Genomic DNA, 14,096 nt, shown 5'->3' on the forward strand with positions numbered 1-14,096 from the left:
CGAGGGAGTCTCCTCGCCTTTTTTTTATGCGGCAAGCCTGTCGGTTTTCCTTACAACGCGGCCGACCAGGAGATGAGGATTTTCATGACTACATTTTTATGCATCCGACTGTCAACGGCCCTGCTGGCCTTGCTGTTGCTGGCCGGCAGTGGCACTGCCAGCGCCGCCGCCTACGGTTATTCCTACACCAGCGTCTTTGGCCTGGTCATCAGCAATCCCACCGGTTCCACCACCTTGATCAGCAATATCGACGTATCGCGCACCACCGCCACGCTCAACGGCAGCAGCGTCATCAACGGTGGCAGCAACGAGATCGACGCGCCGCAAGCGACACGCGGCGGCGTCACCAAAGGGCAAAACGATTTTACCCAGCAAGGCATGGGCAACGCCGCGTATGCGCGCGGCGAGGCGCAAATCATCACTTCGCAAATTCCCCCGTTCCCGCCGGGCTCGACCAGCACGCATACGGTGAATGCGGCGGAAACCTTCCTGACGGGCGGCGGCAGCGCCGACGCCTCGGGACGCAACGGTTCCACCACGGCCCTGGCCATCAATTTCGTCGTCGGCCAACCGGGCGCAACCCTGGCCTTCAGCTTCCAGGCCCTGCCCTTCATGCAGCTGTACCTGGACGCGCTGGCCGGCACGGGCTCGACGGCCACGACGAATATGGCGATGACGTTCAGCATCATCGATGACAATGGCCAGATCGTCTTCAACTGGGCGCCCGACGGCAGCCTGGGCTCCGGCATCCTGGGCGGCACGGAACTGGCCGACGCCGCCAACCTCAATACGGGCTACGCGCAAACGCCGCTCACCAGCGGCAGCGTATTTACCTACGACCCCAGCGGCTGCGGCGCGCCCACAGGCACGGGCACCGGCAAGACGTGCGGCGGGCAATACGGCGCCGTCACGGACAATCTGGTGGCAGGCAACTACACCCTCGTGCTGAACATGCTGAACAGTTCCGAACTGGCCTACGTGCCAGGCGTCACGCCAGTGGCGCTGCCCGGCACCTTGCCGCTGCTGGCGGCGGGCTTGGCAGCGCTGGCTTGCCTGGCGCCACGGCGCCGGCGCTAATTGACGCCGTGGCGCGCACGGCGTCACGCGCACTACTGCCCCGTTGTAGGTGCCACCAGCAAGTCTTGCAGCGGACGGCGCAAGGAGCGTGCACTGGCCACCGGCCCCGCGCCGATGCGCCCGAGGAACACGGCCCGCTCGACCGCCGTGGCACCCAGCACGGCCTGGCATTGCACGGCCAGTTCCTGCGCCATTTCCTGCATGCCATCGGTGCGCGAAAAGGTGCGCCGCTCGCGCACATAACGGGCAAAGATCAGCGGCGTCAGTTCCGGCTGCAATTGCAGTCCCAGCTGCGTGGCCGTGAGCCAGAAGCGCTGCATGGCGCGGCCGGCCGCCACGTAATCGTCGATATGGCGCGGCGGCGCATCGGCCAGCAACACGAAATGCGCGGCGCAATACAGGCCCGGCAGCAAATCCATCTGCAACCGCGGAGCAATGGTGCCGCCCAGCCAGGTATTGAAAAAATCCACGCGGCGCCAGCTGTGCATGACCCAGCGCATCAGGCGCGCCGTCATCGCGTCGACGCCGAGCGCCTGCTCCGGGATGCGGTCGCTGCTGAAGCGCGCCCCCCATTCGATCACGTCGCGGTGCACCTTGTGCGCTTCGGGCATGGTCAGGCGCAGCTTCGCATTGTCGAACATCAGCCGCGCGCAGGCCAGCCGCGCGCGCCCGCCTTCGAACCAGTGCACGCCGTAGCCCGGCGGCAAGCTGGCCGCCAGCGCCGCCTTTTCGCTGGCACGCAGGCTGCGCGTGCTGAGCCGCCGCCGCTGCACGCTGCGCTGCGGCAGGAACGCCGCCAGCGGATCGGCTTGCATGCCGGGACTATCGATCAGGTGCACATCGAAGGTGGGCAGGGTATCGGGCATGGACAAACGCCGGCGCGCTTCCATGCGCAAGCCGTGACAGCTGGCCGCCAGCGCCATGCTTTCGAGCAAGGCACCCAGCGACAGCTGGCTGGGATGGCCGTCAAGGTCGTACACGCAGTGGCTGCGCGTATCGAAGCCATGCACGACCACGTGCCGCGGGTCCACGACTTCAAAGCGCCACGGCTGCGTGTTGTCGCCGCTGGGCGCCCAGCGCGCCTGGTCGAGGATGCTTTCCAGCACGGGATCGTTCAGCAATGCTTGCGCCATTTATGCCCCCTGCGCGGCGCGTCGCCGCTTGATGATGGCCATCGTCAGGCGCTGCAGCGGATGGCGATTGCCGCCGGGACGCCAGGTATGCACGAGCTTGTTGCGATAGGCGTCGAAATGCACGCCGTGCGGCGCCGCCATCACCTTGCCGCGTTTCAACAAAATTTTCAAGGCTTCCGTGGCGGCCGCGCCCGCGCACAGCTGGCAGCCCATGATGGTCGACGGCCCGCGCCGCTCCTTCAGGTTGATGGCGGACGGGTCGACCAGGTAAGGACCGTGCAAGCCGGCCGGCGCCAGCCCGACGAGAAAGCGCAGCGCTTTTTCTTCTTCGGGCAAGTCGCCCCAGCCAAAATACTCTTCGAACGTCATGCCGCCCGGCATGAAGCTGAGCACGGCCGTGCCCATGCCCAGCGGCGCGGCCGTGATGGCGGGAATGCCCAGGCGGGCGCACGTGGCGAAAGTGGCCTGACGTGCGGGAAAGGCGAAGAAATCCAGGCCGTCCACGTACAGGTCGACACCGGCAAAGAACTCGGCCAGGTTGCTGTCGTGTATGCCGTCGGGAAACTGCTTGATGTCGAGTTCGGGATTGATGTCGCGCGCCATCTGCGCCAGCACGGCCACCTTGGGCTGGCCCAGGGTGGACACCATGGCGCCGGCCTGGCGGTTGAAGTTGGCGATATCGAAGGTGTCGAAATCGGCGATGTGGAAAGCGCCGATGCCCAGCCGCGCCAGGGTCAGCAAGTGCACGCCACCGACACCGCCCATGCCGGCAATGGCCACGCGCTTGCCGCGCAAGCTGTTTTGCTCCGCCTGCGTGACCCAGCCCAGGTTACGGGCAAATGCCGCGTGATAGGAAAAACCATCTGTCATGCTTACCTCTACTGTACGTCCGCTAAGGACCAAGAAGAGTTCGACAGATGGTCAGGCGATAAGTTCCCGTTATGACGAAAACTTAGCGGGCCAGCCGGCGCTGGGCCGACTGCGCCGGGCGTGGCGCCCCTGCCACTGCGCCCACCTTGAACACGCTGACGATCTGCGCCAGGCCCGCCGCCTGTTCGTTCATCGCTTGCGCCGCCGCCGAGGCCTGCTCGACGAGGGCCGAGTTTTGCTGCGTCATGTTGTCCATCTCGACGATGGCCTGGTTGATCTGCTCGATGCCGGCGCTTTGCTCGGCGCTGGCCGAGGAAATCTCGGCCACGATATCGGTCACGTGCTGCACGCTGGAAACGACTTTTTCCATCGTCTCGCCGGCCAGCGCCACCAGTTTTTCACCGGCACCCACTTGCTCGGCGGAACTGTCGATCAATTGCTTGATCTCCTTGGCGGCCGCGGCCGAACGCTGCGCCAGGTTGCGCACCTCGCTGGCCACGACGGCGAAGCCACGGCCCTGCTCGCCTGCGCGCGCCGCTTCCACGGCCGCGTTCAGGGCCAGGATATTCGTCTGGAAGGCGATGCCGTCGATGACGGCGATGATGTCGCCGATCTTTTTCGACGAGGCATTGATGGCGCCCATGGTGTCGACCACCTGGCTCACCACGCCGCCCGCCTGGCTCGCTACTTGCGAGGCGGAAATGGCCAGCTGGTTCGCCTGGCGCGCATTGTCCGCATTCTGGCGCACGGTCGACGTCATCTCTTCCATGGTCGACGCCGTTTCTTCCAGCGAACCCGCCTGCTGCTCCGTGCGCGCCGACAGGTCGTGGTTGCCCGAGGCGATCTCGCCCGACGCCGTGGAAATCGATTCCGCATCGGTGCGCACCTGGCTCACCAGATGGGCCAGGTTATCGCGCATGGCCTTGATCGCCATCAGCAAACTCGACGTGTCGCCGGGGCGCGTATCGATGTGCGTGGTCAGGTCGCCCTGGGCGATTTGCGCCACGATGGCCGCTGCATAGTCGGGTTCGCCACCGAGCTGGGCCAGGATGCGGCGCAGCATCAGGGCCGCCAAGGCGCCCACCACCAGCATCAGCGCGCCGCCGATGGCCAGCAGCACGCCCGCCTGGGCCCAGAACTTGTGGTTGATGTCATCGATATACGTGCCCGTGCCGATCAGCCAGTCCCACGGCGCAAATTTCACCACGGCATACATCTTTGCCACCGGGTCCTTCACGCCGGGGCGCGTGCCGTCCGCCTGCACGAGACCGATACGGCTGGCGGCCAGGGCCACGCGGTAGCGGTCGCCCGACTGCTTCATGTTCTTTTGCGGCACGCCGATGCGCGACGCGTTTGGATGCACGTACAGCAAGTCGGTGCTGAAATCGCGCACGAAATAATACATCTCGTCCTTGGCGAAGCTGCCGATGGCCAGTTTGGCCTGCTGCTGGGCCTGCTCACGCGTGAGCTTGCCCGACTGTTCCAGCGCATACGCCTTTTCCACGGACGCGTTGGCCAGCTCCACCAGCACCGTCAATTGCTCGACCCTTTCCGCCATCATGGTCTGGCGCAAGGAATACAGGGAGAATGAAGCGATGAGGACGATGCCCAGCAAGGTGCTGAAACACAGGAGGAGAATGCGCGAACGGAGTGTCATGGGTGCCTGGAAATAAATAGAAGAATTAATTGCCCAATGGAAATCTTTTCAAAAAAGCAAAACGGGCGGCGCTACCGGGCTGTGCCCGGCAGGCACCGCCCGCTGTAAGTCGTGTTGAGAAGGTCAGGCCAAGGCTTCCTTGGCCGCCTCTTCCGGCGTCAAGCCGTCGTAGAATTGGTCGGTAAACCACTCGACCTGCTCTTCGATGTGGTCCTGCGCCTGCGCCACGGTGGCGCCGCCAGCCACGAGGAAGCCTTCGACCTCGATACACCAGTTGATCAACTCCAGGGTTTCCGGATCGAGCTCTTCTTTCTTAGCCATCGTATTTCCTTGCTTGTTAAATTGCGATATCACATCAATAAGCGGCAGTTTAACAGCTTCGCCACGCTGCCGCCCATGCAGATCAAACACGACGGTTACTTGGCGGCAACATTTTTGCGTTCCGGATACATTACCACCTGCACATAATTGTGCATGTCCAGGTAGCGCTGCGCCGCCAGCTTGACGGCTTGCGGCGTGATGGCGCGCACGCGCTGTTCGTAGCGCAGGATGTGCGCGGGGTCGCGTCCCTGCGTCACGGAACCCATCAGCTGACTCATCCAGTAGCGGTTTTCGCGCAGCGACTTTTGCTGGCGCGTAATCCAGTTCAGCTTGACCTTTTCCAGGTCGGCCGCGGATGGCCCGTCCGTCTTCATCTTGTTGATTTCGGCAAACGCGGCGGCGATCACCTTGTCCACGTTTTCGGGTCCCGTCGGCAAGTTCAAGGCCACCGAATAATGGCCATACGGGTGCTGCCCCATCGATGTTTCGAAGCCGCCGCCATAGATCATGCTCATCTTTTCACGCAGCACTTCGATGACTTTCAGGTTCAGCACTTCGCCCAGCGCCTGCAAGGTCAGCTTTTGCTCGTCCGAATACGCCACGTCGCCATTGAAGGTAATGGAAATCGTGCTCTTGGGCTCGCTGCCCATGTAAATTTCCTTCTTGACGATCCCGGTCACCGGGCGCATGCCCACGTCGCGGTAGGCATGCGGCACGTCGCCCACGGGCAAGGTGCCCAGGTAGCTGGCGATCAGCGGCTTGATCTTGTCGAGCTCGAAGCTGCCCGCGAAGATGAAGGTCATGCCGCGCGCGCTGGAAAAGCGCTGGCGGAAGATGTCCAAGGAACGGTCCAGGCCCACCTTGTCGAAGTCGGCCGCGCGCGGCACGCCATCGACGCGCGGGTTGTCGCCAAACATGGCGTGCTGGATGGCGTCGTAAAACACGGCTTCCGGCTGCGCCATGCTGTTTTTCGCCAGGTCCTGCTGCTTGCCGATGAAGGACTGGTACAGGCCCGCATCCTTGCGCACGTCATTGAAATACAAATACACCAGTTGCAGCATGGCTTCCACGTCGGCGCTGCTGGCCGAGCCGCCAAAACCTTCGCTCAACTCGCCCAGCGACGCGCCCACGTTGACCGTCTTGCCGGCCAACACTTTTTGCAAGTCCAGCGGTGCCAGGTCCTTCAAGCCCATGCTGCCGACCACGGCGCTGGCGTAGCGGGCGTTGTAGATGTCGGCGTCGCCAAACAGCGACTGGCCGCCGAAGCGCGTCGAGCCCATCAGCACCTGGTCATTCTTGAAGTCCGTCGGTTTGAGCAGCACGCGCACGCCATTGCCCAGGGTCAGCTCCGTCACGCCGATGGCACTGTTCAACTTTTCCGAGACGATGCTGCCGCCGGCCGGCGGGCCATCCATCAGCTTGCTGGCCAGGACTTTTTCCGTGCGCGGCTCGACCTTTTGCTGCTCGGCCTTTGCCACGGCGTCGAGCAATTGCTGCTGCGTCGGCACGCTGGCACCCGGTTTCGGCTCGGCGCCCATGAAGACCACCAGTTTCTTTTGCTGGTCGGGAATCACCTTGGCCACCGTTTCGTTGATTTCCTGCAAGGTTACCTGCGGCAAGAGTTCCTGCGCGTACAGCAATTCATTGGCGATGCCGGGGACGGCTTCCTGCTCCAGGAAGTTGCGCGAATACTCGGCGACGAAACCGGCCGAATCGGACTTGTCGCGTTCGCTGTAAGCGCGCTCGTAATTGCGCAGCATGTCCTTGCGCGCGCGGTCCAGTTCATCCTGGCTGAAACCGAAGCGGCGCGCCCGCTCGTCTTCCTGCACCAGCGCATCGACAGCCGGTTGCACGCCGCCCTTGCCCAGCAAGGCATACGCGCTGAACGATTCATAGCCGCGCACCAGCTTGCCCATGCTGCTGCCGCCCTGAATGAACGGGGGATTGGCTTGCTGCGTCAATTCCTGCATGCGCGCGCTGAGCATTTGGCCATACAGGTTCTCGATCATCTGGCGACGGTAGTCGGCGATGGTGACGGGCTCCTGCGCGGCGCGGATCGGATAGCGGATGAAGACACTGTCGTCCGGTGCTTCCTTGTCCGTGATCACCAGCGCTTCCGTTTGCGAGCGCTGCGGCACTTCCGCATACAGGCGCGGGCGCGGCTTCGCGGGATTTTTCAGCTTGCCGAAATGCTGCCGGATCAGCTTTTCAGCCTGTTTCGGCTCCACATCACCGACCACCATCACGGCCATCAGGTCGGGACGGTACCAGTCTTTATAGAAACGCTTGATGGCTTCCGGCTTGAAGGTTTTCAGCACGGATTCCTTGCCGATCGGCATGCGTTCCGCGTAGCGCGAACCGTTCAGCAGCTTCGGATACAGCACCTTGTTCATGCGGTCGCTGGCACCCTTGCCCAGGCGCGCCTCTTCCAGCACGATGCCGCGCTCGCTGTTGATGTCGGCCGTGTTGAATTTCAAGCCATGCGCCCAGTCTTCCAGCACGAGAAAACCCTTTTCCAGGTTTTCCTTCTTGTTCGTCGGAATCGGCAGCACGTAGACGGTTTCATCGAAACTCGTGTAGGCGTTCAAGTCGGCGCCGAACTTCACGCCGATCGATTGCAGATATGAAATCAGTTCATTGCGCTTGAAATGCGTGGAACCGTTGAAGGCCATGTGTTCCGTGAAGTGGGCCAGGCCTTGCTGGTCGTCATCTTCCAGGATGGAACCGGCTTTCACCACCAGGCGCAATTCCACTTTCTGCGCGGGACGGGCATTTTTCTTGATGTAATAGGTCAAGCCATTCGGCAGTTTTCCAACGGTAACTTCTGGTGCCAGCGGCAGGGGATCGCTCAAACGGATTTCCGCCTGGGCCATGCAGGTGCAGGCCAGCAAGACGGCGCCCGAGATCAGGCGTAATTTACTCAGCTTCATGTATTCTCAACGGTAAGATTCAGTAAGCGTACCTTACACTGAAATCCTGTTTCCGCCATTAAAAACAGCTTAGGAAAAACTGCTTTCCCCAGGCAACTTTGCCGAATAACAAACTCAGCAGTGCCCTGCCCCTTTTTTTCAATTGTGCTAAAGTATTGCCGCCGGTCATGTGGACCGGCACAACAATACGTCTTCGGGGCGGGGTGCGATTCCCCACCGGCGGTAAGACCGGCAACGGTCAAGCCCGCGAGCGCTTGTCAGGTTTAGCCTGATAAGGTCAGCAGATCTAGTGTGAACCTAGAGCCGACGGTATAGTCCGGATGAAAGAAGATGTGCAGTAAACGCGATGTCCGCTCGACCTGTCGATGCGGCCGGCTGCGTCTATTCGCTTGCCCTGCAGCGTTTTTCGCCTATGCGAGGAGCGTTTCACCATGTTAGTCAACAGCTATACCCTGCTTTCCAACGACCTCGAAGGTCGCATCCAATCCGCCCTGGCCGCCATGCGCGCCGGCATCCCCGTCATCCTGCTCGACGATTTCGACCGTGAAAACGAAGCCGACCTGATCCTGTCTGCCGAGAAACTCACGAATGAAACCATGGCCCTGCTGATCCGCGAATGCAGCGGCATCGTCTGCCTGTGCCTGCCGACGGACGTCGTCAGCGCGCTGGAATTGCCACCCATGTCGTCCGACAACGGCAGCCGCTACGGCACGCCGTTCACCGTGTCCATCGAGGCGCGCGACGGCGTCACGACGGGCGTGTCGGCCGCCGACAGGGTAACCACCATCCGCGCCGCCATCGCGCCGAACGCCAAGCCTGCCGACCTGGTGCGCCCCGGCCACGTCTTCCCCTTGCGTGCCGCGCCCGGTGGCGTGCTCGAGCGCCGTGGTCACACGGAAGGCTCCGTCGACCTGTCGCGCATGGCGGGCCTGAACCCGGCCGCCGTGCTGTGCGAGCTGATGAACCCGGATGGCACCATGATGCGCGGCGACGATATCGAACGCTTCGCCGAACTGCACGGCATGCCAATTCTGACCATCGAAGAACTGGTGGAATGGCGCAGCACGCGCGAGCAATAAACTGTCAGACGGCGACGGTCTTCGGCAGATGTACGTGTTTGTACACGAGGCCCGCCGCCAGCCCATACGCGACGGCAATCGTCGCGTAGGCCAGCGGCAAGCGCAGCGACCAGTCCTGCGCCATGTGCAGGATGCTGCCGATCAGGGCCACGCCCACGAGGGCGCCGATTTGCCGGTTCGCATTCAGGGCCGCCGCCGCGCTGTTCGCATGCTGCTTGCCGGCTACCCGCATCACGGTAGCCGTCATGGCGGGAATGGCGATGCCAATGGCCACGTTCATGACGGCCGTGCCCAGCGCCAGCAGCGCAAACGGCGTGCCCGGACGCAAGCTCATCAGCAACAAGGCCATGACGGCGCCCACCAGCAAGCCGGCCAGCATGGGCAAGCGCGTGCCATGGCGGGCCGCAATACTTCCTGCCATGAAATTTCCTACCGTATAGGCCGCCATCATGGGCAGCAGGCGCAAGCCCGACTGCAAGGCATCGGCGCCGCCCGACTGCTGCAGGAACAGGCTCAATAGGAACAGCTGGCCGAAGACGCAGAAATTGATCAAGAAACCCACGCCATTGGCCGCGCCAAAGCTGCTGCTGTGAAACAGTGCACGGGGCAACAACGGATGGCTGCCACTGCGCTCGCGCCGCAGCAACTGCCCGGCCGACAGCACCGTCAATGCCACCGCCGCCAGCACGCCGGGCGACAGCCAGCCCAGCGCCGGCCCTTCGATCAGCACGAAACTGAGGCCCGCCAGCGCCGCCACGCCCAGCGCATGGCTGAGCAGCGACAGATCGCGCGGCTGGCGCACCGGTGCCGCCAGCAGCAATTGCGCCATGACGATGGCCAGCACGCCCAGCGGCACATTGACCCAGAACACGCTGCGCCAGCCGAACTGGTGCACGAGGATGCCGCCGATCAATGGACCGGATGCACCTGCCACGCCCACCAGCGCCGACCAGGCGCCCAGCATGCGCGTGCGTTCGCGCTCGTCGTCAAAGCTGTGCGTCAGCAGGCTGAGCGAACTGGGCATGAACAGGGCCGCGCCCGCGCCCTGCAGCAGGCGCGCCGCCGTCAGGAAGTGACCATCGGGCGCGGCGCCGCACAGGATCGAGCCAAGCAGGAAGACGCCGAGGCCGCCCTGGTACACGGCTTTCGGCCCGTAGCGGTCGGCCAGCGCGCCGCCGGCCAGCAGCAGCGCCGCAAACGTCAGGGTGTAGCCATCGACCACCCAGACCAGGCCCGTCAGCGGAATGGCCAGGTCCAGCGCGATATCGGACAGGGCCACGTTGACGGCCGTGACGTCGATCATCGCCATGACGAAGCCGAAGGCCAGGGTCAGCAGGATCAAGCCGTTGGCGCGGCGCGGTGTGGGGGCAAACATAATATTCCTTGCAGGGACAGCGGGGCAGCCATTATGCGAGCGTTGCATGATGCAGTAAACAGGCATAAAATCGGCGCCTTGATGCAAAAATGCATCACAAATCACAAGGAAACGGATGGACTGGGATAACGCACGCATCTTTCTCGCCATCGGCCGTGCCGGCACCTTGCGCGGGGCAGCGGCCCTGCTGCGCATCGACCAGGCCACCTGCGGGCGCCGCCTGGCCGCGCTGGAAAGCTCGCTGGGCGCCACCCTGTTCCTGCGCACGCCGTCGGGCTACGTGCCCACGCCGGCCGGTGAGCTGGCGCTCACGGCCGCCGAAGCGATGGAGCGGGCGGCCGACAAGCTGCAGCGCGAGATGCAGGGCGTCGACAACCGTTTAAGCGGCCTGGTGCGCGTGGCCACCACGGACACCATGGCCAGCCATTTCGTCATCCGCGCCATGCAGCAGCTGCACGCGGCCCACCCGGACATCCGCATCGTGCTCAACGTGGCGCCGGCGCTGGCCAGCCTGACGCGGCGCGAAGCGGACCTGGCCGTACGCGGCGTGCGCCCCACCGACCCGGACCTGATCTCGCGCCATCTCGTCAAGCGCAGCCTGGGCCTGTATGCGTCGAAAAGCTACCTGGCCGAACGGGGCGAGCCCGTGCGCGGCACGGCGCTGGCCGGGCACGACATCGTCATCTACCACCAGTCCGTGACGCCGCGCCATGGCGAGAAAATCGCCGGCGAATCCGTCGCCAACGCCCGGGTCGCCATGGAAGTGAACTCGGCGGCGATGCTGCAGGAAGCCACGCGCGCGGGCCTGGGCGTGGCCGAGCTGGCCACCCACCTGGGCGACATCGACCCGCAACTCGTGCGCATCTGGCCCGAGCGGGCGGAAGCGTATGACGTGTGGCTGGTCATGCATGCGGACCTGAACCGCTCGGCCCGCGTGCGGGCGGCGGCCGACGCGATTATCCACAGCGTTGCCAGCGTGGCCGGTCAATAAAGGGCCTGCCGTGCACGGCTGCACAATCGCTTGTATCGAACGCATCCAATGTTAAGATGCCATGATGACCCTATCCGTCTCCCTCATCATCAGCCTGCGCCGCCTGCACCGGGCCACCATGGCCTGGCTGGTCAGCTGGTGGCGCATGCTGCATTTCGCCATCCTCGTGTTTTCGCTGGCCCTGTCGCCATCGAGCTATAACCGCGACAACCGCCCCATCCTCGCGCACCGCCTGGTGACGAACACGGCGCCCAATCTCGTGTGGTTCAGCGTCGCCTGCGCGCTCGTCAGCCTGGTGCTGATACGCATCGTCGTCGTCAGCGCGCAAAGCTACGGCCTGTCGCGCTATGCGCTGGAAATGGTGGTGCGCGTGCTGGTGCTGGAACTGATCCCCCTGACGGCCGCCCTGTTCGTCGCGCTGCGCCTGACCCTGCCCGACGGCATTGCGTTCGCGCAAATGCGCTCGTCCGGCATGCTTGAGAAAATGCAGCGCCAGGGCGTCGACCTGCTGCGCCGTGAATACTTTCCGCGCGTCATGTCCGGCATCTTCGCCGTGTGGATGCTGGCCATCGTCAGCTGCGTCACGTCGCTGATCCTCGCCTACATCACCATCTACGGTTTTACGCCGTGGGCGCTGCAGGGCTACACGCGCGTCGTGGGACAGATCTTCAATCCGGCCGTGGCGCTGATCCTGATGCTCAAGGTGATCTTCTTCAGCTTTGCCGTGGCCCTGATCCCGCTGGCCTCGTCGTACTATCCGGAAGAACCGCACGGCCGGCGCAACCGCCTGTGGGCCGCGCACGGCCTGTCCGAAATGCTGCGCCTGTTTTCCGTCATCCTGCTGGTCGAAGTGGCTTCGCTGATGGGCAATTACTACTGATGCCCGCCACCGCCCAGCTAACCTTGAACCACCCATACCAGAGCCAGAAGCCATGAGCCAACCTCAAAATCCCGACCAGACCGACGTCACGGCGCCCGACGCTGTGCTGCCCGCCCCGCCGCCCGTGCGCCACGCCGAACTGAAGGCGGCCATCCTGCTCGTCTTCATGTTCGTGCTGGTGGTCGGCTCCGTCGTCTACCTGATGTATGCGCGCGGCGCCTTCGAAGCCACGCAAACCCTGGTGCTGACGGCCGACGATTCGGACGGCGTCGGCGTGGGCGCCGACCTGACCTTTTCCGGCTTTCCCATCGGCCGCGTGCAGCGCATCGAGCTGGCGCCGGACGGCCGCGCGCGCGTCATCATCGACGTGCCGCGCAAAGACGCGCACTGGCTGCGCACCAGCTCCATCTTCACGCTGGAGCGGGGCATCGTGGGCGGCGCCAAGCTGCGCGCCTACAGCGGCATCCTGACGGACCCGCCGCTGCCCGACGACGCCACGCGCGACTTGCTGGTGGGCGACATGGCGGCGGAAATCCCCCGCCTGCTGGCCGCCGCCAAGGACTTGCTGAACAACCTGGGCAACCTGACGGGCACCGATTCCGCGCTCGACGGTACCATGCGCAACGTGCAGGCCGTGACGGGCAAGCTCAGTGGTCCGGGTGGCGCCATGGGCTTGCTGACGGGCGACGACAAGCAGTCGCGCCTGCTGATCGAACGGGCCAACGCCCTGCTGATCACGGCGGACCAGCTGGCGCGTCGCACGGATGGCCTGGTGGCCAATGCCGACACGCGCGTCTTCGGCGACAAGGGCGTGATGACGGATGCGCAGGCGACCATCGTGCAGCTGAACGCCCTGCTGGCCGACACGCGCAACAGCCTGAAAAAAGTCGACGCCGTGCTGGTCGAGGCGCAAGCCGTGGGCGCCAACGCCAAGGCGGCCACAGCCGACCTGGGCCCGCTGCGCGCCGACGTGGAAAGCAATCTGCGCAAGGTCGAGCAGCTGGTCAATGAAATCAACCGCAAATGGCCGTTCAAGCGCAATCCGGAGATCAAACTGCCATGAGAAAACTCAACGTCACCTTGTCCGCACTGGCCCTGACCGCGCTCGCCGCCTGCTCCAGCGGCCCGCCCGTGCCGGACTGGAAAATGAATGCGCAAAGTTCCGTCGAACGGTTCCAAGCGGCTTATTTGAGCGGCAACGCCCTGGTCGAGCAGACGGAATTCCGCCGTGCCCGCAGCCAGGTCGCCGGCACGGGCAAGCTCGAACTCGTGGCGCGCATCGAACTGCTGCGCTGCGCCGCGCGCGTGGCCAGCCTGGCCTTTGAGGACTGCGCCGGCTTTGAAGCTCTGCAAGCCGACGCGACGGACGCCGACCGCGCCTATGCGGCCTGGCTGGCCGGCAAGGCGCTGGCGGCCGATGTCGCCCTGCTGCCGGAAGCGCAGCGGGCTGCCGCCAGCGCCAGCTCGGACACGGCCGCCGCCAGCGCCGTGGCCGCCATCAAGGACCCGCTGTCGCAGCTGGTGGCCGCCGGCGTGCTGCTGCGCTCGGGCCGCGCCACGCCGGAGCTGCTCGATACGGCCGTGGCCACCGCCTCGGACCAGGGCTGGCGCCGTCCGCTGCTGGCATGGCTGGGCGTGCAGCGCCTGCGCGCCGAACAGGCGGGCGATACGCAAGCGGCGCAGCGCATCGCGCGGCGCATGGCGATCGTCGAGCAGCCACTGGCCCCTTGAGCGCGCCGATGACGGCCCAAGGCAGGCAGAATCAGGCATAATCGAACCAGGA

General features: G+C 64.3%; 12 protein-coding genes and 1 riboswitch. Of the genes, 6 read left to right on the forward strand and 6 right to left on the reverse strand.

Annotated features, from left to right (window positions below; genetic code table 11):
• The first annotated feature begins 84 nt into the window (after nt 1-84).
• Nucleotides 85-1,077 carry an EDSAP-1 family PEP-CTERM protein gene (locus tag MRBLMS1_RS04975; RefSeq protein WP_485878162.1) on the forward strand — a complete coding sequence of 331 codons (993 nt, stop codon included), beginning with the start codon at nt 85-87 and terminating at the stop codon, nt 1,075-1,077.
• A gap of 32 nt (nt 1,078-1,109) precedes the next feature.
• Here the strand turns inward: MRBLMS1_RS04975 and MRBLMS1_RS04980 are convergent, their stop codons facing one another.
• The 5 genes from MRBLMS1_RS04980 to MRBLMS1_RS05000 form a co-directional block, all read right to left on the reverse strand.
• Nucleotides 1,110-2,210 carry a nitroreductase family protein gene (locus MRBLMS1_RS04980; RefSeq protein ID WP_485878164.1) on the reverse strand — a complete coding sequence of 367 codons (1,101 nt, stop codon included), beginning with the start codon at nt 2,208-2,210 and terminating at the stop codon, nt 1,110-1,112.
• Entirely contained in the window at nt 2,211-3,080 is an 870-nt protein-coding gene (locus tag MRBLMS1_RS04985; protein WP_034749708.1) for a ThiF family adenylyltransferase, read from the reverse strand. It lies immediately after the preceding gene.
• Nucleotides 3,081-3,162: 82 nt separating this feature from the next.
• Nucleotides 3,163-4,737 carry a methyl-accepting chemotaxis protein gene (locus tag MRBLMS1_RS04990; RefSeq protein WP_485878166.1) on the reverse strand — a complete coding sequence of 525 codons (1,575 nt, stop codon included), beginning with the start codon at nt 4,735-4,737 and terminating at the stop codon, nt 3,163-3,165.
• 123 nt (nt 4,738-4,860) lie between these two features.
• Nucleotides 4,861-5,058, reverse strand: a complete 198-nt coding sequence (locus MRBLMS1_RS04995) for a hypothetical protein (protein ID WP_010399555.1) — start codon at nt 5,056-5,058, stop codon at nt 4,861-4,863.
• Nucleotides 5,059-5,153: 95 nt separating this feature from the next.
• Nucleotides 5,154-7,988, reverse strand: a complete 2,835-nt coding sequence (locus tag MRBLMS1_RS05000; protein ID WP_485878168.1) for a M16 family metallopeptidase — start codon at nt 7,986-7,988, stop codon at nt 5,154-5,156.
• A gap of 185 nt (nt 7,989-8,173) precedes the next feature.
• A riboswitch (FMN riboswitch) is annotated at nt 8,174-8,324 on the forward strand.
• A 95-nt stretch (nt 8,325-8,419) separates the two neighbouring features.
• Between MRBLMS1_RS05000 and ribB the strand changes: the two genes are divergently transcribed.
• Nucleotides 8,420-9,067: a 3,4-dihydroxy-2-butanone-4-phosphate synthase gene (gene ribB / locus MRBLMS1_RS05005; RefSeq protein ID WP_035820303.1), complete on the forward strand. Its 648-nt coding sequence runs from the start codon at nt 8,420-8,422 to the stop codon at nt 9,065-9,067.
• Between the two features lie 4 nt (nt 9,068-9,071).
• Here ribB and MRBLMS1_RS05010 read toward each other — a convergent pair whose 3' ends face one another.
• The gene (locus MRBLMS1_RS05010) at nt 9,072-10,442 is read right to left on the reverse strand and encodes an MFS transporter (protein ID WP_485878170.1); all 1,371 of its coding nucleotides are present in this window, start codon (nt 10,440-10,442) and stop codon (nt 9,072-9,074) included.
• 115 nt (nt 10,443-10,557) lie between these two features.
• Between MRBLMS1_RS05010 and MRBLMS1_RS05015 the strand changes: the two genes are divergently transcribed.
• From MRBLMS1_RS05015 to MRBLMS1_RS05030, 4 genes are all read left to right on the forward strand, one after another.
• Nucleotides 10,558-11,433: a LysR family transcriptional regulator gene (locus MRBLMS1_RS05015; protein ID WP_485878172.1), complete on the forward strand. Its 876-nt coding sequence runs from the start codon at nt 10,558-10,560 to the stop codon at nt 11,431-11,433.
• Between the two features lie 61 nt (nt 11,434-11,494).
• Complete coding sequence (locus tag MRBLMS1_RS05020) at nt 11,495-12,313, forward strand: MlaE family ABC transporter permease (protein WP_128142558.1); 819 nt, start codon at nt 11,495-11,497, stop codon at nt 12,311-12,313.
• 52 nt (nt 12,314-12,365) lie between these two features.
• Nucleotides 12,366-13,376, forward strand: a complete 1,011-nt coding sequence (locus MRBLMS1_RS05025; protein ID WP_034749726.1) for an MlaD family protein — start codon at nt 12,366-12,368, stop codon at nt 13,374-13,376.
• Complete coding sequence (locus MRBLMS1_RS05030; protein ID WP_485878175.1) at nt 13,373-14,044, forward strand: hypothetical protein; 672 nt, start codon at nt 13,373-13,375, stop codon at nt 14,042-14,044. Before MRBLMS1_RS05025 ends, MRBLMS1_RS05030 begins: the two co-directional genes overlap by 4 nt.
• Nucleotides 14,045-14,096 lie beyond the last annotated feature (52 nt).

It is taken from the genome of Massilia sp. LMS1-1-1.1 (genome assembly GCF_040815535.1).
Lineage (GTDB): Bacteria > Pseudomonadota > Gammaproteobacteria > Burkholderiales > Burkholderiaceae_D > Janthinobacterium > Janthinobacterium aestuarii.